This is a genomic window from Nonomuraea soli (assembly GCF_013761175.1).
Taxonomy (GTDB): Bacteria; Actinomycetota; Actinomycetes; order Streptosporangiales; family Streptosporangiaceae; genus Nonomuraea; species Nonomuraea soli.
This window is the reverse complement of the sequence record NZ_JACDUR010000007.1, coordinates 743,680-768,375: the sequence shown is the minus strand read 5'-3', so window position 1 is coordinate 768,375 and position 24,696 is coordinate 743,680. Positions and strand designations below refer to the sequence as shown.

At 69.3% G+C, this 24,696-nt stretch carries 25 protein-coding genes and 1 tRNA gene; 12 read left to right on the top strand and 14 right to left on the bottom strand.

All coding sequences use genetic code 11. The features are described from left to right. The first annotated feature begins 332 nt into the window (after positions 1–332). The 3 genes from HNR30_RS36210 (at position 333) to HNR30_RS36200 (ending at position 1,409) form a co-directional block, all read left to right on the top strand. The gene (locus tag HNR30_RS36210; RefSeq protein ID WP_181614581.1) at positions 333–731 is read left to right on the top strand and encodes a hypothetical protein; all 399 of its coding nucleotides are present in this window, start codon (positions 333–335) and stop codon (positions 729–731) included. Positions 732–994: 263 nt separating this feature from the next. Next, entirely contained in the window at positions 995–1,165 is a 171-nt protein-coding gene (locus HNR30_RS36205; protein ID WP_246379913.1) for a hypothetical protein, read from the top strand. Next, positions 1,158–1,409 (top strand): hypothetical protein, encoded by a 252-nt coding sequence (locus HNR30_RS36200; protein WP_181614579.1) that lies wholly within the window; start codon positions 1,158–1,160, stop codon positions 1,407–1,409. The genes HNR30_RS36205 and HNR30_RS36200 overlap by 8 nt, the downstream gene beginning before the upstream one ends. A gap of 13 nt (positions 1,410–1,422) precedes the next feature. Here the strand turns inward: HNR30_RS36200 and HNR30_RS36195 are convergent, their stop codons facing one another. Beyond that, entirely contained in the window at positions 1,423–2,178 is a 756-nt protein-coding gene (locus HNR30_RS36195) for a group II truncated hemoglobin (protein WP_181614578.1), read from the bottom strand. Positions 2,179–2,228: 50 nt separating this feature from the next. On the opposite strand from HNR30_RS36195, the gene HNR30_RS36190 reads away from it, so the two are divergent. The 3 genes from HNR30_RS36190 to HNR30_RS36180 are packed head-to-tail and all read left to right on the top strand — an operon-like array spanning position 2,229 to position 4,161. Next, positions 2,229–2,864, top strand: coding sequence for a phosphotransferase (locus HNR30_RS36190; RefSeq protein WP_181614577.1), 636 nt, complete (start codon positions 2,229–2,231; stop codon positions 2,862–2,864). After that, positions 2,858–3,598, top strand: a complete 741-nt coding sequence (locus HNR30_RS36185) for a GNAT family N-acetyltransferase (RefSeq protein WP_181614576.1) — start codon at positions 2,858–2,860, stop codon at positions 3,596–3,598. Before HNR30_RS36190 ends, HNR30_RS36185 begins: the two co-directional genes overlap by 7 nt. Positions 3,599–3,600: 2 nt before the next feature. After that, positions 3,601–4,161 (top strand): NUDIX hydrolase, encoded by a 561-nt coding sequence (locus tag HNR30_RS36180; protein WP_181614575.1) that lies wholly within the window; start codon positions 3,601–3,603, stop codon positions 4,159–4,161. A 7-nt stretch (positions 4,162–4,168) separates the two neighbouring features. Here the strand turns inward: HNR30_RS36180 and HNR30_RS36175 are convergent, their stop codons facing one another. After that, positions 4,169–4,567 carry a hypothetical protein gene (locus tag HNR30_RS36175; protein WP_181614574.1) on the bottom strand — a complete coding sequence of 133 codons (399 nt, stop codon included), beginning with the start codon at positions 4,565–4,567 and terminating at the stop codon, positions 4,169–4,171. 125 nt (positions 4,568–4,692) lie between these two features. Between HNR30_RS36175 and HNR30_RS36170 the strand changes: the two genes are divergently transcribed. Beyond that, complete coding sequence (locus HNR30_RS36170; RefSeq protein ID WP_181614573.1) at positions 4,693–5,439, top strand: class I SAM-dependent methyltransferase; 747 nt, start codon at positions 4,693–4,695, stop codon at positions 5,437–5,439. Between the two features lie 127 nt (positions 5,440–5,566). On the opposite strand, the gene HNR30_RS36165 is transcribed toward HNR30_RS36170, so the two are convergent. From HNR30_RS36165 to HNR30_RS36145, 5 genes are all read right to left on the bottom strand, one after another. Then, a tRNA-Met gene (locus HNR30_RS36165) sits at positions 5,567–5,643 on the bottom strand. A 55-nt stretch (positions 5,644–5,698) separates the two neighbouring features. Beyond that, positions 5,699–8,626 (bottom strand): UPF0182 family membrane protein, encoded by a 2,928-nt coding sequence (locus HNR30_RS36160; protein WP_181614572.1) that lies wholly within the window; start codon positions 8,624–8,626, stop codon positions 5,699–5,701. 130 nt (positions 8,627–8,756) lie between these two features. Continuing rightward, the gene (locus HNR30_RS36155; protein ID WP_181614571.1) at positions 8,757–9,806 is read right to left on the bottom strand and encodes a YlbL family protein; all 1,050 of its coding nucleotides are present in this window, start codon (positions 9,804–9,806) and stop codon (positions 8,757–8,759) included. 10 nt (positions 9,807–9,816) lie between these two features. Next, positions 9,817–10,242, bottom strand: coding sequence for a molybdenum cofactor biosynthesis protein MoaE (locus HNR30_RS36150; protein ID WP_181614570.1), 426 nt, complete (start codon positions 10,240–10,242; stop codon positions 9,817–9,819). A 69-nt stretch (positions 10,243–10,311) separates the two neighbouring features. Continuing rightward, positions 10,312–11,385 (bottom strand): NAD-dependent epimerase/dehydratase family protein, encoded by a 1,074-nt coding sequence (locus HNR30_RS36145; RefSeq protein WP_181614666.1) that lies wholly within the window; start codon positions 11,383–11,385, stop codon positions 10,312–10,314. 81 nt (positions 11,386–11,466) lie between these two features. Here HNR30_RS36145 and HNR30_RS36140 point away from each other — a divergent pair, with 81 nt between their 5' ends. The 3 genes from HNR30_RS36140 to HNR30_RS36130 are packed head-to-tail and all read left to right on the top strand — an operon-like array spanning position 11,467 to position 14,212. Next, positions 11,467–12,702, top strand: coding sequence for a zinc-dependent metalloprotease (locus HNR30_RS36140; protein ID WP_312894881.1), 1,236 nt, complete (start codon positions 11,467–11,469; stop codon positions 12,700–12,702). Continuing rightward, complete coding sequence (locus tag HNR30_RS36135) at positions 12,699–13,241, top strand: NUDIX hydrolase (RefSeq protein WP_181614569.1); 543 nt, start codon at positions 12,699–12,701, stop codon at positions 13,239–13,241. Before HNR30_RS36140 ends, HNR30_RS36135 begins: the two co-directional genes overlap by 4 nt. Next, positions 13,241–14,212, top strand: coding sequence for an endonuclease/exonuclease/phosphatase family protein (locus HNR30_RS36130; protein WP_181614568.1), 972 nt, complete (start codon positions 13,241–13,243; stop codon positions 14,210–14,212). The genes HNR30_RS36135 and HNR30_RS36130 overlap by 1 nt, the downstream gene beginning before the upstream one ends. Here the strand turns inward: HNR30_RS36130 and HNR30_RS36125 are convergent. The 3 genes from HNR30_RS36125 to HNR30_RS36115 all read right to left on the bottom strand — a co-directional run bounded on the left by HNR30_RS36125 (position 14,193) and on the right by HNR30_RS36115 (position 16,112). Beyond that, positions 14,193–14,750 (bottom strand): hypothetical protein, encoded by a 558-nt coding sequence (locus tag HNR30_RS36125; protein WP_181614567.1) that lies wholly within the window; start codon positions 14,748–14,750, stop codon positions 14,193–14,195. The genes HNR30_RS36130 and HNR30_RS36125 overlap by 20 nt on opposite strands. Then, on the bottom strand, positions 14,747–15,124 hold the full coding sequence (locus tag HNR30_RS36120) for a M48 metallopeptidase family protein (protein ID WP_376771776.1): 378 nt from the start codon (positions 15,122–15,124) through the stop codon (positions 14,747–14,749). Before HNR30_RS36120 ends, HNR30_RS36125 begins: the two co-directional genes overlap by 4 nt. Positions 15,125–15,329: 205 nt before the next feature. Further along, the gene (locus HNR30_RS36115; protein ID WP_181614565.1) at positions 15,330–16,112 is read right to left on the bottom strand and encodes an enoyl-CoA hydratase/isomerase family protein; all 783 of its coding nucleotides are present in this window, start codon (positions 16,110–16,112) and stop codon (positions 15,330–15,332) included. A gap of 88 nt (positions 16,113–16,200) precedes the next feature. Here HNR30_RS36115 and HNR30_RS36110 point away from each other — a divergent pair, with 88 nt between their 5' ends. Both HNR30_RS36110 and HNR30_RS36105 read left to right on the top strand, forming a co-directional pair. Further along, complete coding sequence (locus HNR30_RS36110) at positions 16,201–17,640, top strand: thiamine biosynthesis protein ThiF (RefSeq protein WP_181614564.1); 1,440 nt, start codon at positions 16,201–16,203, stop codon at positions 17,638–17,640. Positions 17,641–18,028: 388 nt separating this feature from the next. Beyond that, entirely contained in the window at positions 18,029–19,354 is a 1,326-nt protein-coding gene (locus tag HNR30_RS36105; RefSeq protein ID WP_181614563.1) for an ABC1 kinase family protein, read from the top strand. A 1,064-nt stretch (positions 19,355–20,418) separates the two neighbouring features. Here HNR30_RS36105 and HNR30_RS36100 read toward each other — a convergent pair. The 4 genes from HNR30_RS36100 to HNR30_RS36085 all read right to left on the bottom strand — a co-directional run bounded on the left by HNR30_RS36100 (position 20,419) and on the right by HNR30_RS36085 (position 24,615). After that, positions 20,419–20,607 carry a hypothetical protein gene (locus HNR30_RS36100; protein WP_181614668.1) on the bottom strand — a complete coding sequence of 63 codons (189 nt, stop codon included), beginning with the start codon at positions 20,605–20,607 and terminating at the stop codon, positions 20,419–20,421. A gap of 49 nt (positions 20,608–20,656) precedes the next feature. Further along, complete coding sequence (locus tag HNR30_RS36095; protein ID WP_181614562.1) at positions 20,657–20,926, bottom strand: WhiB family transcriptional regulator; 270 nt, start codon at positions 20,924–20,926, stop codon at positions 20,657–20,659. Positions 20,927–21,400: 474 nt separating this feature from the next. Further along, complete coding sequence (gene tesB / locus HNR30_RS36090) at positions 21,401–22,297, bottom strand: acyl-CoA thioesterase II (protein ID WP_220134342.1); 897 nt, start codon at positions 22,295–22,297, stop codon at positions 21,401–21,403. Positions 22,298–22,557: 260 nt separating this feature from the next. Further along, positions 22,558–24,615, bottom strand: a complete 2,058-nt coding sequence (locus tag HNR30_RS36085) for an ATP-dependent DNA helicase UvrD2 (RefSeq protein ID WP_181614561.1) — start codon at positions 24,613–24,615, stop codon at positions 22,558–22,560. Positions 24,616–24,696 lie beyond the last annotated feature (81 nt).

Below are 24,696 nucleotides of genomic sequence, written 5' to 3'. Positions count from 1 at the left end.
TCAGGCGGCCCAGTCTCTGTCAAATTGACTCGGACCGATTCACCTGCGGGAATTCCGACCGCCCCGTTTCCGGGGCAACCCCTCTAACTTACCAGACGATCCGGACAGATGCGAATCAACCGGACAGACCTTCAGGAAGTGGGATTCGCGCAGAGCTCGTCTGCGCTCTGCAACTGTACCAGCCCTCACGGGCCACACGGGCAACCTTGAGGTCTTTCCCGCCCGGAAACCTCTTCAAACCTCCGGCTGCAGCAAGTGGACAGCAAGTCATCCGCAATCGCCCCACGATACGAACTACACACGAGCAGACTGCACCCTCGGAGGTGTCCGCAATGACCCGCTCGGAGTTCGATGACATCCGCGCCTACGTCGCCGACGAGACGACGCACGCAGGCGACCTGTTGAGCATCGCCCGCAACCTGATCGACGACCTGGAGCGGGCGCACATGCGCGAGGCCGCGCTGCGCACGTACTACCTGCGCCTGCTCACCGCGGCCAGGGCCACCGTCGCCGCGGAGAGCGTGGGTGCGCCCGACCCGCTCGCCTTCGTCAAGCACGAGCTGGCCGAGCGGGGTCAACTGCCGGAGGACGGCGAGGCCGTACAGCGCATCCTGTCGGACGCCCGCGCTGCCGCCGCGCTGCTCGCTTGCCTGGAGCAGACGCCGCAGACCAGGCCCCGTGGCCCGCGCCTGCGCAAGTGCGTCGGCACCGGCCGCAGCCTCCCCCGCTGACAGGCGCCGACCGCCGCCTTCCCCGGCTGACAGGCACCGGCCGCCACCTTCCCCGGCTGACAGGCGCGCCGGCCGCGGCCTCCCCTCTGACTGGCGGCAGGCACGGCTGCGTCCCCTGACCAATGCCGGCCCCTCAGCCGCCTCTCACCCACACCAACCGCCCGCAGTCTCGCGCACCCCGCAACCTGTTGCCCCGATAAAACCGTCGCAACACCCTGCCTTGGCGCTCCGCCTGCGACGATGCGCTTATGTGGCATCGGGGGTTGAACTGGGCAGCCATCGTTCTCGTCGGTGGCTTCGCGCTCACGTGGCTGGGCGTCGTGGTCTTCGCGGCCGACGCCTCCGCCCTCTGGGTCCGTCTCGCCCAGGCGGCGTTCGGCGTCTTCCTCGTCGGCTGGGCCATCCAGAAGACGGTGGTCATGATCCATGACTGACCAGCCGTACAACGTCAACCAGGACCTCGGGGACGACGAGCAGATCTCCGAAGAGGCCCTGTACCAGGACAAGCTGCCCGAACGTCACAAGATCGAGGAGATCGACGACGAGGTCAGCCGCGGCATCTTCCACTGGGTCAACGAGGAAGACAAGCGCGACTCCGACACCTACACCGATCCGCTGGAGGAGCCGGAGACGCTCACCGAGATCCTCGATCACGACCGAGCCGGATCCGACGACTAGTCACCCGACGACATCACGCCGACGGCTGGTACGGCGGCGCCACACCCCACCCCCACCTCGGCACCGGCGCCCGCGTGGGCGGAGTCGCCCCCGGCTGCGAGTTCGCCAGCGCCAACCGCGTTCCCCATTCGATGTAGCTCGCGAACGCCGCCCGGAACTCCGGATCGTCCGGCAGCCCGACCTCGTCGGCCGCGTCCATGAGCAGGCTCACCCACCGCCGCCGCTGGGCCTCCGTGATCCCCTTCCCGAGGTGCTGCGCGAGCATGTGCGGATAGCCGCCCCGCTCGGTCGTGTACCGGTCGGGCCCGCCGAAGACCTCACCCAGCCACATGGCCACGTACTTCGGATGCCCCGGGTCCATGTGGGCGAACAACGGACCTACCACGTCGTCCTTGCGCACATGCCCGTAGAACACCTCGGTCAGCCGCGAGAACGCCTCCTCGCCCCCGGCCCACTCGAAGAGCGTGGGCTCGGTCTTGTGCAGCACCCGCTCGTAGTGCCGCATCTCCTCGATGTCCGTCACATACGGCTGGATCTCAGCGAAGAACTCCCGGAAGCGCTCACTCTTCCTGAACCCTTCAAGGTGCCCCTGCGCAGAAGTCCACACAATGCGCAGGATGTAGTGGTCGGGCTCGTCCACACATGTGCTCAGCTCGTAGTCGAGGCACTGCGGCGCCTTGCCGAGCGGAACCGCCGCTCTGCCGTACGCGGCCTCGAACTCCGCCGCCCGCCCGGCCGGAACCGTGTACCGAATGTATTCCACGATCATGTAATCATGTAATCACGGCGCTCCTGCACTCACAAGGTTAGAGTGCGGTCGTGGAGCTGATCGCTACCGGCCGCACCGCTGACGTCTTCGCCCTCGACTCCCGCCGCGTGCTGCGCCGCTACCGCTCCAACAGCACCGCCCTGGCCGAGGCCAAGATCATGGAGCACGTCCGCGGCCATGGTTTTCCCGTGCCGGCCGTACACGACGCCACCGAGACCGACCTCGTCCTCGAACGCCTGCCGGGGCCGACCATGCTGCAAGCCCTCTCCCGCCGCCCGTGGAAGGTGCTGCGGTACGGCAGGCAGCTCGGTGAACTGCACGACCGCCTCCATCGGGTCCCGGCGCCCGACTGGCTGCCCGGCGACGGCGGCCAGGTGCTCCACCTCGACTTCCACCCCGGCAACGTGATCCTGACGCCCGGCGGGCCCAGCGTGATCGATTGGTGCAACGCCCGCTCGGGCGAGCCTGCCGTCGATGTGGCGACGACTCTCGTCCTCCTGACCACCGGCGAGGCGCCGAAGGGAGTCGAGCGTCTCGCCAGGAAGGTGATCAGCGGCGCCTTCCTCCGCGGCAGCCGTACGGACCCGAAGCCCGGCCTGCGAGCGGCGACGCAGGCCCGCCTCGGCGACCCCAACACCACGGGCGCGGAGCGGGTCCTCCTCCTGGGCATACTGGAACGATGCTGAGTCTGTTCGATCGCCAGATGCGGCGAGATGCGCGCCCCGACGCTCCGGACGCGAAGGTGGAGCACGTCGACGGCGTCGTACGCCAGGTCTCCGCGGGAGGATGGAACGGCATCCTCTGGTCTGACCTGACCCACGACACCGCGGATTCCGCCATAGCCGCCCAGGTCGCCTTCTACGGTGACCTGGGCTACGAATTCGAGTGGAAGCACTACGCCCACGACCAGCCGGCGGACCTACCCGAGCGACTCCTGGCCGCGGGTTTCACCGCCGACGAGCCCGAGACCCTCATGCTCGCCCGCATCGACGATCTGGCGCTCGACGGCCCGGTGCCCGACGGCATCGAGCTGCGCCGCGTGACCTCGCCCGCCGACGTCGACCTCATGATGCGGGTGCACACCGCGGCCTTCGGCACCAGCGCCGATCACATCCGCACCCGCCTGCTGGCCCAGCTCGACTCGGTCGTCGCCATCGTGGCCATGGCCGGCGACGAGCCGGTCAGCGCGGCACGTCTCGAACTCCACGAAGGCACCGATTTCGCCAGCCTGTGGAGCGGCGGCACACTGCCAGAATGGCGCGGACGCGGCCTCTATCGCTCGCTGGTCGCCTACCGGGCGGACATCGCGACCGAACGCGGCTACCGCTACCTGCAGGTGGACGCCTCCGACCAGAGCCGCCCGATCCTCGAACGGCTCGGCTTCACCCCCGTGACCACCACGACCCCCTATACGAGGTAGGCGTGCATTCGCCCGGATACGGATCCCGGCACCCGGAGCTGATCACTCTCCTCGACACCCTCACCCCCGTGGCCGTCACGCGTATCTCGTGGGTCGGCCTGACCGACCTCGACGTCGCCACCTACCGCGACCGGCCGGCATGCCCCGACTTCCTCGTGACGTCCGTCCGGTGCATCGTGCGAGTCGACGGCCGCATCGTCGTCTGCCACACCCCGGACGGCCCCCACATCGTGCCCGGAGGCCGACGCGAACCAGGCGAAAGCCACACCGCGACAGCCGTACGCGAAGTGCGCGAGGAAACCGGCTGGCTGCTCGACGAACGCGACCTCGCCTTCGCGGGCTTCTTCCACTACCGGATGCTCGACCCCCTGCCAGAGGATCATCCCTTCCCCCACCCGGACATCCTTCAGCTGGTCTACACCGCCCAAGCGACCCGGCACTCCGCCGACTGGAGCTCCTGGAGCGACAGCGAGGGCTGGGAACAGCGCCACGACCTGGTCCCGTCCGCCGACCTCCCCGGCCTGCCCATCCCCGCCTACCAGCTCAGCCTGCTCTCGCCCTGACCGCCCGTCAGGCCGAGAGCAGAACCCCCAGGAACAGCGCCGCCAGCGCGGTCACCCCGCTCAACGCCCCCAACGCCGCCGTCGCCCCCTTGCTCTTCGCCCGTGTGTGCAAGAACGCCGTGAGCCCCGAAAGAAGCACAACCCCCAGCTTCACGTGCAGGGTCGTCTTGAAGGCAGGGTCGTCGTTGTCGTCGGCCAGCATGTTCCACACCCCGGTCGCGACCAGTACGGCGAACGCCGGCCAGGCGACCCGGTTGAACGCGTTGGCGGCCACCTTCGTCACCCCATCGGCGGTACGGCGGAGCGAGGGGACCAGAAACGCGAGCGTGAACTGCCCACCCACCCAGATGGTGGCGGCCAGCACGTGCAGGAAGACACGGACGGTGTCGAGCGATACAGAGAGCACCAGGACAACCTAGCGCTCACTCACGTCACCCCTGTCACCACCGGGACCTTCGCGGAACCGGCCCCCGGACATCAGGATGGTGAAGCAGGAACGCCCGCCCACGGTGCCAGCCAGAAAGGCAGCCCATGCCCAGCGCGCAGCTGTACGACACCATCGGAGCCACCTACACCGTCACCCGGCGCACGGAACCCCGCATCGCCGCGCAGATCTGGGCCGCCCTCGGCGACGCCCGCACGATCCTCAACGTCGGCGCGGGCACCGGCTCCTACGAGCCCTCCGACCGTTACGTCCTCGCGGTCGAACCGTCGGCCCTCATGCGCTCCCAGCGCCGCCCGGACGCCGCCCCCTGCCTGGCGGGCTCCGCCGAACACCTGCCGTTCGACGACCAGTCCTTCGACGCCGCCATGGCCATCGCCTCCATCCACCACTGGCCGGACCCGATCGCCGGCCTGCGCGAAATGCGCCGCGTCGCCCGCCGCGTCGTGGTCTTCACCCACGACACCAGCGACGAAGGCTGGCTCAACCGTTTCTGGCTCACCCGCGACTACCTGCCCGAGATCTCGAACCTGCTGATCGGCCGCCCCACGGCCACCGAATTGGCCGACGCGATCGGCGCCCGCCTGGAACCGGTGCCCATCCCCTGGGATTGCGCCGACGGCTTCTTCGAGGCCCACTGGCGGCGACCTGAGGGCTACCTGGAGGAGAGCGTCCGGCGAGGCGTTTCCGTCTGGTCCAGGGTCGGCGCGGAGGCGGAGGAACGCGTGGTGCGCAGTCTTCGCGAGGACCTCACATCCGGCCGCTGGACGGAGCGCAACCGCGACCTGCTCGACCTGGAAGCGGCAGAGCTCGGCTTGCGCCTGCTGATCGCCTGACCCTGACCGCCGTGGATCAGCTCACTATGGCCATCTAGGGGCTGTGCTTCCCGCGCCAGCAGCGAGGCAGCGCGGAGCGGGACAAACGAAAACGGCCCTCCAGGAAGACCTGGAGGGCCGTTCTATTTGGTAGCGGGGGCAGGATTTGAACCTGCGACCTCTGGGTTATGAGCCCAGCGAGCTACCGAACTGCTCCACCCCGCGTTGGCGTGTGTCTAAAGACTATCGACAGCGCGGAGCAGGCGCAAATCAAGCGCTCCTACGACCCCCCACTGGGAGAGGCCGAAGGTGAAGCACTGGGCGAAGGGCTGGCCGAGGGGGTGGCCGTGGCCGTGGGCGTGGCGCCGGTGCCCTGGGCCTTGAGCTTTTCGAGGTTGGCCAGCGCCGACTGCAGCGCCTTCTGCGACTCCCCGAACTTCGTCCAGTTGGGCGGCGACTCCTTGAGAGCGTTCTGCCCGTCGTTGTAGGCCTTGGCGACGGCGTCGATCGCCTGGGTGAGCTGCGTCGTCGCCGGGTTGGCCGGTTGCTGGTTGCCTGGGTTCGTCGTCGTTGGTTGCTGGTTGGCGGGGGCGCCGCCGAAGACCTGCTTGAGCGCGTCTTCCAGCGTATCCGCGGAGCCGATCTTGTTGCCGAACGAGACGAGCACGCGGCGGAGGATCGGGTACGGCTCCTGGCCGGTGCCAGCGGCCGCCTGGATGTAGACGGGTTCGACGTAGACGAGGCCGCCCGCGTACGGCAGCGTCAGCAGGTTGCCGTAGCGGACCGCCGACGACTGCAGGCCGAGGAGGTTGAGCTCTCCGGCGAAGCGGCTCTGGAAGTTGTTCTGTGCCTGGCCTGGGCCCGGGATGGCGGTGGATGACGGCATCCTGAGCACCCTGAGCTTGCCGTAGTCGGGGCCGGCGGTGGCGTCGACGGCCATGAAGGCGGCGAGGTTGGGGCCCTGGCGCGGGACGAACGTGGTCGTCAGCGAGAAGGTGGGCTTGCCGCCGGGCATCGTGGTGGTCAGGTAGTACGGCGGCTGCTTGATGTCGTTGTTGGCGCCGGCGGAGGGGTCACGCGGGACCACCCAGACGTCCTGGCCGCCGTAGAACGCGCCCGGGTCCTCGATGTGGTAGCGGGCGAGCTGGTAGCGCTGCACCTTGAAGAGGTCTTCCGGGTAGCGCACGTGGCTGCGCAGGTCGGCCGACATCTCGGAGACGGGCCTGATGACGCCGGGGAAGGCCTTGCCCCACGTCTTGAGGATCGGGTCCTTGTCGTCCCAGCCGTACAGGGTCACGGTGCCGTCGTAGCCGTCGACGACGGCCTTGACGGAGTTGCGCATGTAGTTGATCTTGTCGCGCGGCTGGGCGGCGACGACGCGGCGCTCGACGGCCAGGTCCCTGGTCATCGTCTCCAGCGACTCGCTCTGGGCGTACGGGTAGTTGTTGGAGGTCGTGTAGCCGTCGACGATCCACTTGATGCGCCCGTCGACGATCGCCGGATACGGGTTGGCGTCCAGGGTGAGGAACGGCGCGACCTTGGCGACGCGGTCGCGCGGGTCACGCTCGTAGAGGATCTTCGACTGGTTGTTGACATCGCTGGAGAGCAGGATGTTGACCTCGCCGTACTTGGCGGCGTAGACGAGCCGGTTGAAGAACGAGCCGACCGGCACGCCCACGCCGGTGTAGGTGGTGTTCTTCTGGCCGGTGCCCGCGCTCTCGGGGTAGTCGAGCTCCTGCGGGTTGTTGGGGTTGCCGCCGGCGATGACGTATTCGGTCTCGGCCTGCTCGCCGAAGTAGACGCGCGGCTCCTTGAGCTTCTCGGCCAGCGCGCCGCTGCCGGGCAGGTCCTTGGCGTCGTAGTCGGGCAGGCCGCCCTGGGTGGTCACGTCGCCAGAGGTCACCTTGTTGCCGGGCGCGGCGACGAAGCCGAAGCCGTGGGTGTAGACGAGGTGACGGTTGATCCAGTTGTCCTGCTCGTTGGGCGGCCCGGTCAGGTCGCGGACCGCGACGACGTGATCGATCATCTTGCCGCCGGCGTCGGGGTAGCGGTCGACGTCGAGCGCGTCGGGGAAGTCGTAGAAGCCGCGGATGCGCTGGGTCTGCTGGAAGGTCTTGGAGACCAGCGACGGGTCGAGCAGGCGCACGCCGGAGACCGAGGTGTCGCCCGCCGCGTTGACCTGCGCGGGGTCCTCCTTGGCGTCGTACGGGATGACCTCGGCGTTGTCGATGCCGTAGGCCTGTCTGGTGGCGTCGATGTTGCGCTTGATGTAGGTCGATTCCTTGGCCTGCTGGTTGGGCTTGACCTGGAACTGCTCCACGAGGGCGGGGTAGACGCCGCCGATGAGCACCGCGGACAGCACCAGGAGGCCGAAGGAGACGCCGGGGAGCATGCCGCCGGGCCGTACGACACCCGCGAAGAACATGGCCGCGCAGATCAGCGCGATGATCGCGAGGATCGTCTTGGCCGGGAGGACCGCGTTGATGTCGGTGTACGACGCGCCGTGCACGAAGCCCCGGTCGGAGAAGACCAGGTCGTAGCGGTCGACGAAGTAGGCGGCGGCCTTCAGCAGCACGAACACGCCCAGGAGCACCGACAGGTGCACGCGCGCGGCGCGGGAGGCGTGCACGCCGGGCGACTGCAGGCGGAAGCCGCCGTACAGGTAGTGGGTGATCGCGGCGAGGATGGCCGACATCACGATGGCGGTGAACAGGAAGTTCAGCAGCATGCGGATGAACGGCAGGTCGAACATGAAGAAGGCGATGTCCAGCCCGAACTGGGGGTCCTTCTGCCCGAAGTCTGTGCCGTTGACGTACTGCAGCCAGGTCTTCCACTGCCCGGCGAACTGAGAGCCCGAGAAGAGCGCCAGCACCGCCATGCCCACGATGAAGATCAGCTTGCGGTGCGGATCCAGAGCCATGCGGTAGCGGTCGGCGCCGCTGGCGCCGCCGAACATGGCGGGCCCGAACATCGGCCGCATGCGGAAGGCCAGCAGCATGTTGCCGCCGACGATGCCGACCATGAGCAGCGCGCCCACGACGAACAACACGATCTGCGTCAGCAACATGCCGGAGAAGACCGTGGTGTAGTCGACGTTGTCGAACCACAGATAGTCGGTGTAAAAGCCGGAGAACAAGAAGAACAGGGCCACGATCGCGACAATGGCGATCGCGACAGGAAGCAGCAGTCGGGGGCGGCGCAAACGCATCGCCCGTCCGCCTCCTGGGGTCCGGAAGCTCAAGGCCAACCCCTCGGTCGTGATTTACAAACGGTCCGTGTCTGGCAACCTACACCGATGTGCCAGCCGTACGGCTAACGCATGGCGTCCGCCAGAAGTTTCATCCAGCAGCGCAACTGGGCACCGAGCCCTTACCGGACGCCAGGGCGTCGAGCGCGGTGACCGCCTCGTGCAGCGTCGTGGCCTTCACCAGGCGCAGGCCGTCGGGGGCGGCGTTGAGCGCCTCGGCGCAGTTGTCGGCGGGGGTGAGGAAGACCGTGGCGCCCGCGTCACGCGCGCCGACCATCTTCTGCGCGATGCCGCCGATGGCCCCGACCCTGCCCTCCGGCGTGATGGTGCCGGTGCCGGCGATCGACTTGCCGCCGGTCAGCTCACCGGGGGTGAGCTTGTCGAGGATGCCGAGCGAGAACATCAGGCCGGCACTGGGCCCGCCCACGTCGCCGACGTTGATCGTGACGGTGAAGGGGAAGTTGTACTTCTTCGTCGACAGTGACACGCCGACCATCGCGTTGCCCTCGGGCCCGGCGGCCGCGACGATCGGGACCCCCTGCTGCTTGCCGTCGCGGGAGATCGTGAAGACCACGGTGTCGCCCGGCTTGTGCGACTTGACCTGCGCGGTCACCGTGTCGACGGTGACGACGTCGACGCCGTCGACCTTGAGCAGCTGGTCGCCCGTCTTGAGCTTGCCTTCGGCCGGCATCTCCTTCTCGGTGCCCGCCACGACGACTTCTGCGGTGAAGGGGATCTTCAGTTCGGTCAGCGCGGCCGCGGTGGCGTTGTCCTGGGAGCCGGTCATCTCGGCGGCGTTCTGCTGCTCGACCTGCTGCGCGGTCTGGTTGGGCGGGAAGATCGTCGTCTCGGGCACGACCGCGACCGTCGGGTCGAGCCAGCCGCGCAGAGCGGTCAGCAGGTCGATGCGGTTGGTCGGCCCGCCCTTGTACTCCACCGTGACCAGGCGCAGAGCTCCGGTGGTGGCGAAGGTCTCGTGACCGGTGATCGTGATCACGGGCTTCTTCTCGACCTCGCCGAGGGTGTTCTCTGTCGGACCCGGGCTCAGCACGACGTACGGCACCGGCAGGAACGCTCCGACGACACCGAGCGCGAGCACGAGGAAGCTCGCCACCAGAAGGGTCAACGCACGTCGCGACATGGGGATGAGCTTATTCGCAGGCGCCGACCCATTCATTCGACCCGTCGGCGAACTGCTGATGTTTCCAGATCGGGACCTCTGACTTGAGATCGTCGATGAGCCTGCGCGACGCCTCGAAGGCCTCTCCCCGGTGCGGGCAGGCCACGGCCACGATCACCGCGATGTCGCCCAGCTCCAGGTCGCCGACCCGGTGCACGGCGGCCAGCGCGGTCACCGGGAAGTCGGTGGCGACCTTCTCGGCGACCCTGCGCAGCTCGTCGACGGCCGACGGGTGGGCGGAGTAGGACAGACGCGTCACGGGCTTGCCGTGATCCTGCTCGCGCACGGTGCCGACGAACAGCGTCGTGCCGCCCGCGGCGTGCGAGCCGACCGCCGCGAAGATCTCGTCGACCGACAGCGGCGTGTCACGAATGTCGAGCAACCGGATGACGTCCACGAGCAAAGCCTACGGCAGAGCCACGTCACGATCCCGTACGGCAGGCACCCTGTGGACAACCTCTCCGGATCAGATGCGCCTCTTCTTGCGCACCTGGCGCACGATCGCCGCGGTGCCGATGACGGCGACGGTGGCACCAGCCGCGGTGAGGGTCGCCTCCTTGACCGGCAGCCGCCTGCCGACGACGGTGGTGCGGTTCTCGCGCAGCCTCAGGAGCTGTTCCAGGGCGGCTTCGTTGCTCCAGGACGGTTTCCATCCCGCTTCACGCAGCTTCGCGCAGTCGACGACCCAGGGGTAGACCACGTAGTGCAGGTCGGTGGCGGGAGCCGGGGTGATGCCCAGCCGGTGCAGCCGCTGTGCCGTACCGAAGGTCAGCCCGGCGGGCAGCTCGAATCCGCGGATTCCGGACAGCTCCTCGACCTTGTCGTGCTCGAGCCAGCCATCGGAGCCGACCGCCACGACACCCGTGACCAGGCCGCGCGCGGCCATCTCCAGCGCCGAGACCAGGTCGTCGATGTGGCAGAACTGCCAGCGCGGCGAGCAGCCCTTGACCGTCAGCAGTCGCGGCGCCTCGAAGTGGCGGGTGATCACGGTGTCCATGCCCGGACCGACCACCGCCGCCGGACGCAGGACGGTCAGCTCCAGGCCCGGGTGGCTGCGCGCGGCCAGGCGGGCGACCCCCTCGATCTCCAGGTAGTCGCCGACCACTCCCGTGTCGGGCTCGGCCGCCACAGCGGATTCCTCTGGAAGCGGAACCGGGTTGTCGGCCGCCGCGCCGTACACCATGGCACTCGTGACGAGCACCACGCGCCGCACGCGAGCGGCCGCGCTGGCGGTCAGCACAGTCTGGGCGGCACGCAGGTTGTAGGCGCGCCGCTCCCCCGGGTCGGAGTCGAGGGCGAAATCACCCGCCAGATGGATCAGTACATCGATGTCGGAGATGCGGTTCGCCAAGAGCGGATCGCGGACGTCGAGCACTCGCCACGTGACGTCCTGGACGTCGCCTCGCTGCTCGTCGATGGCCACGACTCTGCGGAAATCACCGGAGGTCGCGAGCCTGGAGAGCAGTTCGCGGCCCAGGCCCGACGCGGCGCCGGTGACGGCGACGACGGGTTGGCGCGGTCGTTTCGAGGTAGGCACCAGGTCCTCACTTTGCACTGATCCGCCGTGGGACGACTAACGTGGCGGATGTGGACTCCTCCCTATCCTGCACGAGGTAGAGCGGTGACTGACCTGCCAGGTCGTGAAAACGACCCCAACGAGAACCCGTTCGCCATGTTCGGCAACCCTGAGCAGATGGCTCAGGCGATGCGGCAGTTCGCCGACATGCTGTCGGCCCCGCAGGGCTCCGGCCCCGTCAACTGGGACATGGCCAAGAACATCGCCCGCCACGCTGTCGTGGCCGAAGGCGACCCCAGCGTCATGGAGGGAGAACGCCGACAGATCATCGAAGCGCTCAAGCTGGCCGACCTGTGGTTGAACGAGGTCACCACGCTGCCCAGCGGGGTGACGCAGCCGCAGGCGTGGAGCCGGTCCGAGTGGATCGAGAACACCGTTCCTGTGTGGAAGCAGCTGGCCGAGCCGGTCGCGGCCAAGATGGTCGAGACCATGAGCGGCACGCTCGGAGGCTCCGGGCTCCCGCCCGAGGCCCAGCAGATGGCCGGGCCGTTGATGGGCATGCTGAAGCAGATGGGCGGCATGATGGTCGGCCAGCAGATCGGCACGGCCCTCGGCTCGCTGGCCCGTGAGGTGGTCGGCACCACCGACATCGGCCTGCCGCTGTCCGACACCGCCGCGCTGCTGCCCGGCGGCATCGCCGCCTTCAGCAACGGCCTGGAGATCCCTTCCGACGAGATCAGGCTGTACCTGGCGCTGCGCGAGGCCGCGCACCACCGGCTGTTCCAGCACGTCCCGTGGCTGCGCTCGCATCTTCTCGGAGCCATCGAGGAGTACGCCAAGGGCATCACGATCGACACCTCCGCCCTGGAGGAGCAGATCCGCAGCATCGACATCAACAACCCCGAGGCCATCCAGGAGGCGCTGGGCGGCGGCCAGCTGCTCAAGCCCGAGGAGACCGAGCGGCAGAAGGCCGCCCTGGCTCGCCTGGAGACCACGCTCGCGCTGGTCGAGGGCTGGGTCGGCAACGTGGTCGACGCGGCGGCGGGCGGCAAGCTGACGTCCGTGGCCGCGCTGGGCGAGACCGTACGGCGGCGCCGGGCGACCGGCGGTCCGGCGGAGGTCACCTTCGGCACGCTCGTCGGGCTGGAGCTCCGTCCCCGTCGCCTGCGTGAGGCGGCGGCCCTGTGGTCGGCGCTCGAGCAGGCGCGCGGCGTCGACGGCCGCGACGACGTCTGGGGTCACCCCGACCTCATGCCGACCGCCGAGGACCTCGACGACCCCGCGGCCTTCGTCAGCGGCGACTCGACCTGGGACATCTCCAAGCTGGACGAGGACAAGTGACGGCGCTTCACGACGACGCCGTCTCCGTCCTGACCGCCTGGACGGCTCCGACTCCCGAGGAGGAGGTGCTGCGCAAGGAGTTCCTGGCGCATCTCGAGGCGCACGCCGACGCCATGGACCGTGGTTGCGTGCCAGGGCACCTGACGGCGACCACCGCGGTGCTGTCGCACGACGGATCCAAGGTGCTGCTGACGCTGCACCCGAAGGCGGGCATGTGGCTGCCCATGGGTGGCCACTGCGAGGCGTCCGACACCTCGCTGGCCGGTGTCGCGCTGCGCGAGGCGACCGAGGAGTCGGGCATCGAGGGGCTCAGGCTGCTGCCGGGGCCGCTCGCGCTCGACAGGCACGAGGTGTGGTGCCATCCGCCGTTCTCCTGGCATCTCGACGTGGAGTACGCCGCCGTGGCGCCGCCCGGCGCCGAGGCGGTGATCAGTGACGAGTCGCTCGACCTGCGCTGGTTCCCGGTGGACGACGTTCCTGACCCGTCCGACGCGGCCACCCGCAGGCTCGCCCTCCTCGGTCGCGCCCTGGTGGGCTGATGGTCGGCGGTGAGATCGTCGTCCCTCGCCGCCACCGCCGGGTGCCCGCCGGGCTGGCCTGGACGGCACTCACGCCCTTCGTCGTCTGGGCTGTGACCCGCTCGTTCGGCCTGGAACGCGGCGCCTGGGCCACGCAGGTCATGACCGCCACGCCGTACGCCGCCCTGGGTTCGCTCGTCCCGCTGCTGCTCGCGGCCGGTTCGCGACGGCGCGGCGTGACCGCCGTCGCCGCGCTGACCACCGTCGCCCTGGGCGCGAGCGTCCTGCCCCGCGCGATCGGCGCCGCCGACGCGGCCACCGGCCGGCCGCTGCGGGTGCTCTCGATCAACCTGCTGTACGGCAGAGCCGACGTCACCCAGGTGATGGAGCTGATCAGGCGCCTGGAGCCCGACGTTTTCAGCGCCCAGGAGCTGACTCCTGGCGCGGTCGAGGCGCTCGACGCCGCCGGACTGATCACGCTGATGCCTCATCGGGTGCTCCAGCCCGAATGGAACGCCGGCGGGAGCGGCCTGTACTCCCGTTTCGGGATGACGGCACAGTGGGACCTGGTCAACGCCACGGCCGCCCACAAGATGCCCGCCGCCCGCATCGACGTGCCGGGGACCGGCAAACCGGTCGAGATCGTCGCGGTACACCCCTACGCGCCGATGGGCCACCACGTGACCGACTGGGAGCAGGCGCTCGACGCCCTGCCCGCCGCCACGCCCGAGGTGATCAGGGTGCTGGCGGGCGACTTCAACGCCAGCCTCGACCACGCCGCGCTGCGCAGGGTGCTGACACGCGGCTACAAGGACGCTGCCGACTCGGCCGGGGCCGGGCTGATCCCCACCTGGCCCGCAGGGCGGCGGATCCCGCCGATCATCACGATCGACCACGTGCTCGTCGACGCGGGTGTGGGAGTGCGCTCAGTGTCGGTGCACACCGTGCGGGGCACCGATCACCGGGCGATCTTCACTGAACTAGCGCTCTGAGGTTGTCCCAGCCTTCGAGTCCTGGGTCGAGGAGCCTCAGGTCGTCGGGCTTGCGCAGGCGGTGCCAGCCCGGCCCCGTCGCGATCATGCGGCGGCCCGGAGCCTGCTCGCGCATGGCCTGGACCGGGTTGTCGGCATCGAGATCGGGGTGCGCCCAGTCGGGCAGGGGCAGGGCCGCGGCTATCGCCACCGCTCCGCCGTACAGACTGGGGCAGACCGCCAGCGGCGCGCGGCCGAGCTCGCGGAAGAGCTTGCCGATCAGCAGCGGAGGCAGGTCTGGGGCGTCGGCGCTGACGATCGCGGCCTGCTCGGCGCCGAGCTTGCCGAAGATCTCCCTCAGCGGCGTGCCGTCCGCGATCGTGATCACCTCGGTGCCCGGCCAGACGATCTCCTCCAGCTCCGGGATGCTCGTGACCAGGACCGGAGTGACGTGCTGCAGGCCCGCGACGACCTCGTAGGTGTCCTCGGCCATCGCGGTGAGGATCTCGCGGTCGAACGAGTCGTTCTGTTTCGCCAGGACGGCGACGATACGGGTCAACACTCCTCCGGCTGGTTCGCCGCCCCGGCGGAGAACCCTTCAAGAAAGCCGCGCGCCCGCTCCGCCTTGGGGTACTGTTCGACCAGCTTCCAGAACTTGGGGCCGTGGCTGGGCACCAGCAGGTGCACCAGTTCGTGGATGATGACGTAGTTGATGACCCATTCGGGCAGGCCCCGGATCCGGGTCGAGATCCTGATCGTGCCGTTCTCCGGAGTGCAGGAACCCCACCTGTGCTGCTGGTTGTCGACCCAGCGCACACTCACCGGCCGAGCCATGCCGTCGAGGTACTTCAACGACAACTCGTTGGCCCGCTCCAGCAGACCCTCGTCGGTGGGACGTCGGCGTTTCTCCTTCGCCGCCAGCCGCTCGAGCATCCGGCTCACCCATTCATCCGCGTCTTCGCCGCTCAGCCAGGCGGGCAGAAGCACGATCGTCTTGTCGCCGTCACGATAAGCGGAAACCGTACGACGGCGACGAGAACTTCGTCGGACCTCGACTGTCTCGGGGGGCACATATGCACGGTAGCCGACACGCGCAAATTTCCACAGGGGGTGGATCCCGTTTTCCCTGGTCAACAGATTAAGTCCCGGTGAATTTGGGCCGCCGCCTTTCCCGATTGGCCGCCAGCCCTTCCAGCATGTCGGCAGAAGCCATGGTCACGGGCTGTGCGAGCGACTCCCAGCGAAGCGCGGCCTCCAGATCCGGATGCTCCTGGTTCAGCGCGACTTTCGTGAGCTTGGTGGCGACGGGGGCGTTTCCCGCGATCATTGTGGCGATCGTGGCGACCTCGGAAATCAGATCTTGATTGGCGAATGACTGATTGATCAGACCTCGTGAAGCCGCCTCATCCCCTCTGATGGTGCGACCGGTCAGGAGCAGTTCCCTCGCCAGACGCGCTCCGGCCGCCCTGGGCAGCAGATACGTGGCCGCCATGCCGGGGTGCAGGCCCAGGCTGGTGAAGGGGACGAGCAGCTTGGCGTCATCGGCCGCGTAGACCAGGTCGCAGGCCAGCGCCAGGCAGAAACCCGCACCCACGGCAGGGCCGTTGATCGCGGCGATCGTCGGGATCTCCAGCTTGGTGATCGACAACCAGGCCCGGTAGAAGGCGAGCATGCGGTCGCGCAGGTCGGGAACTGTTTCCGTGCCGCGCTCCGCCAGCCACGACATGTCGCCGCCCGAGCAGAAGGCGCTGCCCGCGCCCGTGACCACCACAGCCCTGGCCAGGCGATCCCTCGCCAGCTCCGCCATGGTGTGCTGCCACTGCTCGGTCATGCCCTCCGTCATGGAGTTTCTGCGGTCGGGACGATTGAGGGTGAGGGTGACAACGCCGTTGTCGTCCCTTTCGACCAGGAGCTCGCTCATGGTCGAGATCGTAGACCGCCCGGAGGTTATCCACAGGGCGGCACAACCGGCCCCGCTCGGTTGATCCGCTGTGGCAACCTCTGCGGGCATGAGGCCACGAATCAAGCCAGGGCTCCGCGTCATCGAGCGCGACCAGCACATCGTGCAGGTCGGGCTGCACCCGGGGCGGCGGGTGCTGATCGGCGACGGCGACGGGGCGACCGTGACCGTCGGACGGTTCACCGAGCGGGTGCGGCGGTGGTTGCTCGGGCTCGACGGCACCCGCGACCTGGAGGGGGTGCTCCGGGCGGCGGCCGGGGCGCGCCTCGATCCCGGGGAGGCGCAGGAGCTGGTGGGGAGGCTGTTCGAGTGCGGGGTGCTCGACGACGTGCCGGGGGTGGTGGGGGCCGATCTGTCGCTGGCCGAGCGTGATCGGCTGCGGCCGGAGCTGGAGGCGGCCGCGCTCGGCGCCGATGACGGCGGTCACGCCGCCTTCGAGCGGCGCCGCGGCGCACACGTGCGGGTGCACGGGGCCGGGCGGGTGGGGGCACAGGTGGTGGCGCTCCTGGCGGCTGCGGGGGTGGGGCGGATCTCGGTGGCCGACCCCGGGCCTGCGAGGCCGGAGGACATCACGCCCGGCGGGCTGGGGTGGCCGGAGGTGGGCGGCCGCCGAGACGCGGGCGCGGTCGCGGTGGCACAACGCGTGGCCAGCGGCGGCGGCGTGACGCAGCCGACGGCCAGCGGAGGTGGAGCGGCGGCTCAGCGGCCGGTCAACGGCGGCGGGGTGTCGATGGCGCAGCGGCCGGCCAGCGGTGGCGAGGTTCCCGCGGCGCAGCGCGGGGGCGGCGGCAGCGCTAAGGCAGTGGCGCAGCCCGCTCCCAAAGGCGGCGCGGCCTCAGGCTCAACCACATCGCCGCCCGGTCCGCGTCCGAGCACGGATGAGGCGGCGTCCTTGCCCCGATCGCGGGCGCGGTCTCGCGAGCTCGCCAAGCCCGCCCCCATCCACGAACCCGGCACCCCCGTCCCCCTCCGCGCGCCCTCTGTCACCGCCTGGGTGGCCGGGGGCCAGGTCAGCGACGGCTCCCAGCTCCCCGACCTCGTCGTCCTCGCCCCCGTCACCCCACTCGACGGGCTCCTGGTGCGCGACCTGCTCGCCTGGCGTGTCCCCCACCTCCTGGCCGAGGCCTATGAAGAGCACGGCAGCGTGGGCCCCCTCGTCGTGCCGGGCGTCACCCCTTGCCTGCACTGCCTCGACCTGGCCCGCCGCGACGCCGACCCCGGCTGGCCGATCGTCTCGGCACGGGTGGGCGGCTCGTCCCCTGGCGAGTTCTCCTGCAGTACGGCTCTCGCCACGCAGGTGGCGGCGGCTGTGGCCGGTCATGCGCTTGCTTTCCTGGAGGGCAGGGAGACCCCTGTGACGAACGCCACTGTGGGTATATCGCCTGATTGGCGCATGAACTGGAGATCGGTAACGTTTCATGAGCAATGTCGTTGTTTCCGAAACAATCCCGGTTCGCTAACAATGGTCGAGTCGGCCCTTTGTGGTTGACCCACGGATCCAGCTCGGGCAGACCGGCATCGGCCAGCCCTGCGCGACCGACCGACGGGGGTCGGCCGTAACGTGGCTGAGCAGATATCGGTACGTCCGCAGCGGCCGACCCGATGCCGAGCCGGCCTCCAACGGCCGTCCCGACATCGTGTCAGCCAGAACGGCTGTCTCGAACGTCGTGTCAGCCCGCAGGGGCGGCCCGGTGGCGAGTCGGCCGGACGGCCGATTCACCATCACGTCGACCCAAGCGGTCGATCCGGTGGCGGGTCGGCCCGCGCGGCCGGCCCGGTGTCGAGTCGGGTCGGTCACAATGGCCGGTCCGGTCCGGTGCCCGCGACTGATCACGGGAAGGGGGAAGCGGAATCTCCATGAGATCCCGCGCAACACGGTGAGCGATCTTCCGCGCCGCGCTGTCACGCGTTCCGCCAAGCTGGCCACGCTTCCACTGAGTTTCGCCGGCCGTACGGCCGTCGGCATCGGCAAGCGCATCGGGGGCAAATCAGCCGAGCTCGTCGCCCAGGAAATCCAGCAGCGCACCGCCGACCAGATCTTCAAGGTCCTCGGTGAGCTCAAGGGCGGCGCGATGAAGCTCGGCCAGGCCCTGTCCATCTTCGAAGCCGCGCTCCCCCCGGAGATCGTCGGCCCCTACCGCGCCACGCTCACCAAGCTCCAGGAAGCCGCTCCGCCGCTGCCCGTCACGACCGTCCACCGCGTCCTGGCCGAGGAACTCGGCGACGACTGGCGCGAGAACTTCCTCGACTTCGACGACCAGCCCGCCGCGGCCGCCTCCATCGGCCAGGTTCACCGCGCCGTCTGGCACGACGGCCGCGCCGTGGCCGTCAAGATCCAGTACCCGGGCGCGGGCAAGGCGCTGCTCGGCGACTTCAAGCAGCTCGCCCGCCTCGGTAAACTCTTCGGCGTGCTGCTGCCCGGCCTCGACATCAAGGCCGTGCTCGACGAGCTGCAGGACCGCATCGCCGAGGAGCTCGACTACCTGCGTGAGGCTGAGGCCCAGCACGCCTTCGCGCTGGAGTTCAAGGACGACCCCGACTTCTTCGTTCCCGACGTGATCGCCGCCAACGAGCACGTCCTGGTCACCGAGTGGATGGACGGCACCCCGCTGTCCAAGGTCATCACCGACGGCAGCCAGGAAGAACGCGACCAAGCCGGCCTGCTGTTCGTACGCTTCCTGTTCTGCTCGCCCGCCCGGGTCGCCATGCTCCACGCCGACCCCCACCCGGGCAACTTCCGCCTCCTGCCAGACGGGCGCCTCGGCGTCCTCGACTTCGGAGCCGTCAACCGGCTGCCCGACGGGTACCCGGTGGTGTTCGGACAGCTCACCCGGATCTTCAACCAGGGCGACATGGACACCGTCGTCGCCGGACTCCGCGCCGAGGGCTTCATTCGCCCTCACATCGAAGTCGACGCCGACGCGCTGCGGGCCTTCCTGGCGCCGTACGTCGAGCCGACGGCGGTGGAGGAGTTCACGTTCAGCCGGGAGTGGCTGCAGGCGCAGGCCGCCACCGTCACCGACCTGCGGCCGACCAACGTGGTCAGGCAGTTGAACCTTCCCGTGTCGTACGTGCTGATCCACCGGGTGCACGCGGCGGGGGTGGGGGTCCTGTGCCAGCTGGGGGCGACGGCCCGCTTCCGCGACGAGGTGATCAGGTGGGTACCGGGGTTCACTGACGACGACGCGCCCCCGCTCGCTTAGAACGAGCGTCGGCGACGCCAGACCACCAACCACCGATCACCGATCACCGATCACCGATCACCGATCACCACGTTAGCGAGCGGCCTCCGGTCGCCGCGGCCTCTCACCGCCGTGAGCGGCTCCCGGTCGCAGCGATCCATCACCCTACGAGCGGCTCCGGGCCGCTGCGGCGCCTCACCCCTGCGAGCGGCTCCCGATCGCTGCGATCCATCACCCTGCCAGCGGCTCCGGGCCGCCGCAGCCCCTCACCGCTGGAGGCCGCCGCCTCGCTGGAAAGGCCTCCCCAGACAAACCTCCTCAGAAAGGAAAAGGCCGAGTGTGCATGCACACTCGGCCTTTGTTGCGGGCGCTCATCGGTGCTACCCGAGAACGCGGGCGAGACGTTCGGTCGCTCGCCGTACCTCCTCGCGAGCGCGGCGGACGCGCTCGGCGCGGGTGGCGAGGCGGTGCTCCGCCGCTTCGCGGTGGAGGGTCTGCATTCGATCGGCTACCAGTTCCTGGTGCATAAACATGAGTGTGAATCCTCTGAGTATGTGGGAGGCCACTGCCTCCGTTGGGTGCGCCCGGCGAATGGTCGCCGGGCGCGGCGGGGGGTGCCGGGGGCTTTTCAACTCCCGGCTCGAGCTCTTGCACCGGCCGTGCTCTTCAGGGCCTGGCTCCAGCTGTTGCGCTAACCGCGCTCTTCAAAGCGCGACCCCAGCGCTTGCGCGGGCCGTGCTCTTCAAAGCCCGGCCCCAGCGCTTGCGCGGGTCGTGCTCTTCGAGGTCCGGCTTGAGCTCTTGCGCGGGTCGTGCTCTTCAGGACCCGGTTTGAGCTCTCGCTGGTACGGCGGGCCGTACCCGGGTTGTCGGTTCGCGGGGGTCTGGTTGGCCTGGCTCCCTGCGAAACGGGTGGATTCTGCGCAGGCTCCGATACCGCACCGGCGGTGCGGTATCGGACCTGGTCGTGCGGGGCCGGATGTGCTCTTCTCATCCGGTCCGGGTGGGTCGGGCTGCCTGGAGGTCAGGCATGCCCGCCCGGGTTCGGGTTCGCCCCGGCGTTGCGGGGTGTGACCCGACTCGTGGTCAGTTCACGAGCGCGCGGTTGAGCCTCTCGGTGGCCCGGCGTACGTCCCGCCGGGCGCGCTGGACGCGCGACATCCGAGAGATCAGGCGCTGCTCCTCCGCCTCGCGGTGGAGGGTTTGTATTCGATCGACGACCAGTTCCTGGTACAGATAGGGCATTTCCATGCTCCGGGTGGTGAAGTAGCTCATGGGTTTCGTTCTTTCGTTCTCGTAGGTGCGATGTGCGAAGTGCGAGGTCTCAGGCAGCGACCGGGTGCTTGCGCGGACGCCCGCGAGGCCGCTTGCGCGGAACGACGGTGCCCCTGAGGATGAGCTCGCCGCCCCACACGCCCCACGGCTCCTCGCGCTCCAGCGCGCGGGCCAGGCAGCCTTCCCGGATCGGGCAGCTGCCGCACAGGGCCTTGGCGAACTCGACGTCCTCGGGCGACTCGGCGAACCAGAGGTCGGGGTTGCTTCGGCACGGGATCTTGGCTTCGTCGATCAGGTCCATGATCGGCTGCGCCCCCATCGTGTCTCCTTGGGTCGAACTGAATGTTCTGGTTGGTTACCTCTTGGGTGGTGGGGAGTCGCGGCAAAAACAAGAAGGCCGCGGATCCTGTGTGCGGATCCGCGGCCTGGAGGCTGATAGTCGCCGGTCAGGTTATGACCGGTCTATCCCTCCAGGGTTGCGGACCACGCAGTCCACCCTTGGTGGCGATCTGCTGGGTCGGCAGGTAGACAGGCAGAGCTGCGGCCAGAGCCGGAACTCCACGGTGAGCGTCACGGAAGAAGACAGACTTCACCCGTGCGACTCTTTCGACGCCGCCGGCGAGAACCGGACCGGCCTCACGGCATGCGGAAGCGAGCCACTTCGTGGCCAACTCGCTCTTCATGCTGATGATCACCGGTAGCTCACCTCCACTCTCTGGATCGTCGGACAGGACTGTCCGACTCGCTTGACCATGACCCTAAACCGGGAAGCCGGGAAGGGGCAACATATTTTCTACCTGGGATTTTGCGACTTTGTCACGCGGATCATCGCCTCCTGAACCACGGACACCACCAGGTCTCCGGATTCAGTGAACATCTGCCCACGGGCCAAACCACGCGCGCCCCCCGACCAGGGGGACTCCTGAGCATAGAGCAACCACTCGTCGGCTCGGAACGGGCGGTGGAACCACATCGCGTGATCCAGCGACGCGCCCATCACGTTGGACGCGCCCCACGCGAGGCCGTGCGCGAGCAGCACCGTGTCGACGAGCGTGAAGTCGGAGGCGTAGGCGGCGAGCACGACGTGCAGCAGCGGGTCGTCGGGCAGCTCGGCGTCGGCGCGGATCCACACGTTGGTCTCCGCGCTGCGCAGCGACGGATCCTTGTGCGCCTCCCACGTGAGCGGCGAGATGTAACGCGCGTCGATCGGCCGCGGACGCTCCAGCCACGCCGTCCACTCGGGATCGTCACCCACGACCGCGCGCATCCGCTCCTGGAAGTGCGGCAGCAGCTCGGGACGCGGCACCTCGGGCATCTCGGTCGCCTGGTGTTCGATGCCCTCCTCGGGGATGTGGAAGGAGGCCGACATGGTGAATATCGCCTTGCCGTGCTGGATCGCCACCACCCGCCGCGTCGTGAACGACCGCCCGTCGCGCACCCGCTCCACGTTGTAGACGATCGGGATCGACGGGTCGCCAGGGCGGATGAAGTAGGCGTGCAGGGAGTGCACGTTGCGGTCCTTGGGCACCGTACGGCCGGCGGCCACGAGCGCCTGCGCGGCCACCTGCCCGCCGAACACCCGCTGGATGCGCTCCTCCGGGCTCCTGCCACGGAAGATGTCGAGCTCGATCTGCTCCAGATCGAGCAGATCGAGCAGCTCCTTGAGCGCCTCGTTCACCGCCGCTCCCATCTTTGGATTCTTGCCCGCCTGATGGCGTAGGAACAGTGTGACGTGTCCGCACGCTCCCGGGTCACTCGGGGGCGGGGGGTGTGGACAACCATGTCGTACGGCTGCCGCAGGGTTGCCGCCACCCGCCGCCGTGAGCGGCCCTGCGTGCTCCAGGGCAGGCAGTCGGACGTGGCTGGGCGCCGCTACGTGGCGAGGATTGCCCACGTCCGTGGCCGAAGGGTGGGGCGGCCGGGAGCGCCTTGGTGGGGCGTCTGCCTGTCTCAGGCCGGGGACGAGTGATCGGTGCGGCACAGCTCCAGCACGTCGGCCCCGTACTTGTCGAGCTTCACCCTCCCGATCCCCGCGATCGCCAGCAGCTGCTGCTCCGTGGTGGGCACCCGCTCGGCGATCGCCTGCAGCGTCACGTCCGTGAACACGACGTACGTCGGCACCGTGGCCTCCTTGGCCGTGGCCGTACGCCAGGCCTTGAGGGCGGCCAGCAGCGCCTCGTCGTAGTCGGACGGGCAGCTCGCGCAGCGCCCGAGCTTCTGCTCCGCCGCCGCGACGAGGGTCTTGGCGCACACGCGGCACGAGATGGGCGCGGCCGGGGCCCGGCGGGGTTCGCGGGTGGCGGCCGACGAGCGGGCGGGGGCGGCGGCGCGGCCGGTGAGGCCGTCGAGGAAGCGTGACGGCTTGCGGCCCTTGCGTCCGCCGGGGGCGCGGGCCAGGGCCCACGACAGGTGGAGGTGGGCGCGGGCGCGCGTGATGCCCACGTAGAGCAGGCGCCGCTCCTCCTCGATCTGCTCGGGGGTCTCGGCGTAGATGATCGGCATCATGCCGTCGGTCAGGCCGACGAGGAAGACGGCGTCCCATTCCAGGCCCTTGGCGGCGTGGAGGGAGGCCAGGGTGACGCCCTCGACGGGCGGGGCGTGCTGCTCGCTGGCGCGGCGTTCGAGCTCGGCGACGAAGGCGGACAGGTCGCCGCCCTCGGCGGCGACGTCTTCCGCCAGGTCGGCGAGGGCCTTGAGCGACTCCCACTTCTCCCGGGCCTTGCCGCCGCCGGAGGGCGGGTTGGGGGTGAGGCCGATGCCGGAGAGGATGTGGTGGACCTCGGAGGCGAGGGGAGCGTCGCCTGCCGAGCGGGCGGCGCCGCGCAGGAGCACGACCGCCTGCCGTACCTCGGGCCGCTCGAAGAAACGCTCGGCGCCGCGCAGGACGTAGGGGACGTCGGCCTTGGCCAGGGCCTCTTCGTAGGCCTCTGACTGGGCGTTGACGCGGAAGAGCACGGCGATCTCGCGGGCGGGCACACCCTGGTTGAGCAGGGTGGAGATGGCGCGGGCGACGGCGGCGGCCTCGGCGGGCTCGTCGTCGAACTCCTCGAAGCGCGGCCTGGGCCCGTCGGGCCGCTGGGCGACGAGCTCGAGCCTGTGGGGGGTGCGGCTCTTGGCCAGGACCAGGTTGGCGAGGTCGACGACCTGGGGCGTGGAGCGGTAGTCGCGCACCAGCTTGATCACCTGGGAGTTGGGGAACTCGACCGCGAAGTTGGTGAGGTAGCGGGGCGAGGCGCCGGTGAAGGAGTAGATCGTCTGGTTGGGGTCGCCGACGACGCACAGGTCGTCGCGTCCGCCGAGCCAGGTGTCGAGCAGGAGCTTCTGCAGCGGGTTGACGTCTTGGTACTCGTCGACGACGAAGTAGCGATACTGCTGCCTGATCTGGGTGGCGACCTCTTGGTGCTCGGTCATGACGGCGGCGGTGAGCTCGAGGATGGTCTCGAAGTCGACCAGGTGGCGCTCGCGGCGGATGCGCTCGTAGGTGTCGTAGAGCTCGGCGACCTGGGCGGCGTCGATCGGCGGCGTGCGGTGGTGCTTGGACGCGGCGGCGACGTAGTCTTCCGGGCCGATCTGGGTGACCTTGGCCCACTCGATCTCGCCGGCGATGTCGCGCAGCTCGGACCGGTCGGGATTCTTGCGGATCGCGCGGGCGGCCTCGACCAGCAGCGGCAGCTTCGACTCGATCACGGCGGGAGCCGAGCCGCCGATCACCCGCGGCCAGAAGTAGGTCAGCTGGCGCAGCGCCGCGGCGTGGAAGGTGCGCGCCTGGACCAACGGCGCGCCGAGCACCCGCAGCCGCTGGCGGAGCTCTCCCGCGGCCCGAGTGGTGAATGTCACAGCGAGCACTCCGGAGGGCTCGACGACCCCGGATCGGACGGCGTGTGCGATGCGGTGGGTGATGGCGCGCGTCTTGCCCGTGCCTGCTCCAGCGAGGACGCAGACGGGGCCGCGCACGGCCTCGGCCACTTCGCGCTGCTCCGGGTCAAGCCCGGCAAGAACGTCATCCACTCGCTCATCCTCCCAGCAGGTGGCGGAGGAGTCCGCCAACCTGGCAATATTCCAGGCGCCATGTGAGAGTCACGCCGACTC

What these genes read in the sequence shown, in the direction of transcription:
- HNR30_RS36155 (WP_181614571.1), bottom strand. Translation starts at nt 9,806, where the DNA reads ATGTCGCGACGTGCGTTGACCCTTCTGGTGGCGAGCTTCCTCGTGCTC.
- HNR30_RS36160 (WP_181614572.1), bottom strand. Translation starts at nt 8,626, where the DNA reads ATGCGTTTGCGCCGCCCCCGACTGCTGCTTCCTGTCGCGATCGCCATT.
- HNR30_RS36195 (WP_181614578.1), bottom strand. Translation starts at nt 2,178, where the DNA reads ATGATCGTGGAATACATTCGGTACACGGTTCCGGCCGGGCGGGCGGCG.
- HNR30_RS36095 (WP_181614562.1), bottom strand. Translation starts at nt 20,926, where the DNA reads ATGGGGGCGCAGCCGATCATGGACCTGATCGACGAAGCCAAGATCCCG.
- HNR30_RS36210 (WP_181614581.1), top strand. Translation starts at nt 333, where the DNA reads ATGACCCGCTCGGAGTTCGATGACATCCGCGCCTACGTCGCCGACGAG.
- HNR30_RS36185 (WP_181614576.1), top strand. Translation starts at nt 2,858, where the DNA reads ATGCTGAGTCTGTTCGATCGCCAGATGCGGCGAGATGCGCGCCCCGAC.
- HNR30_RS36130 (WP_181614568.1), top strand. Translation starts at nt 13,241, where the DNA reads ATGGTCGGCGGTGAGATCGTCGTCCCTCGCCGCCACCGCCGGGTGCCC.
- HNR30_RS36120 (WP_376771776.1), bottom strand. Translation starts at nt 15,124, where the DNA reads ATGCTCGAGCGGCTGGCGGCGAAGGAGAAACGCCGACGTCCCACCGAC.
- tesB (WP_220134342.1), bottom strand. Translation starts at nt 22,297, where the DNA reads ATGGGAGCGGCGGTGAACGAGGCGCTCAAGGAGCTGCTCGATCTGCTC.
- HNR30_RS36100 (WP_181614668.1), bottom strand. Translation starts at nt 20,607, where the DNA reads ATGAGCTACTTCACCACCCGGAGCATGGAAATGCCCTATCTGTACCAG.
- HNR30_RS36115 (WP_181614565.1), bottom strand. Translation starts at nt 16,112, where the DNA reads ATGAGCGAGCTCCTGGTCGAAAGGGACGACAACGGCGTTGTCACCCTC.
- HNR30_RS36170 (WP_181614573.1), top strand. Translation starts at nt 4,693, where the DNA reads ATGCCCAGCGCGCAGCTGTACGACACCATCGGAGCCACCTACACCGTC.
- HNR30_RS36110 (WP_181614564.1), top strand. Translation starts at nt 16,201, where the DNA reads ATGAGGCCACGAATCAAGCCAGGGCTCCGCGTCATCGAGCGCGACCAG.
- HNR30_RS36200 (WP_181614579.1), top strand. Translation starts at nt 1,158, where the DNA reads ATGACTGACCAGCCGTACAACGTCAACCAGGACCTCGGGGACGACGAG.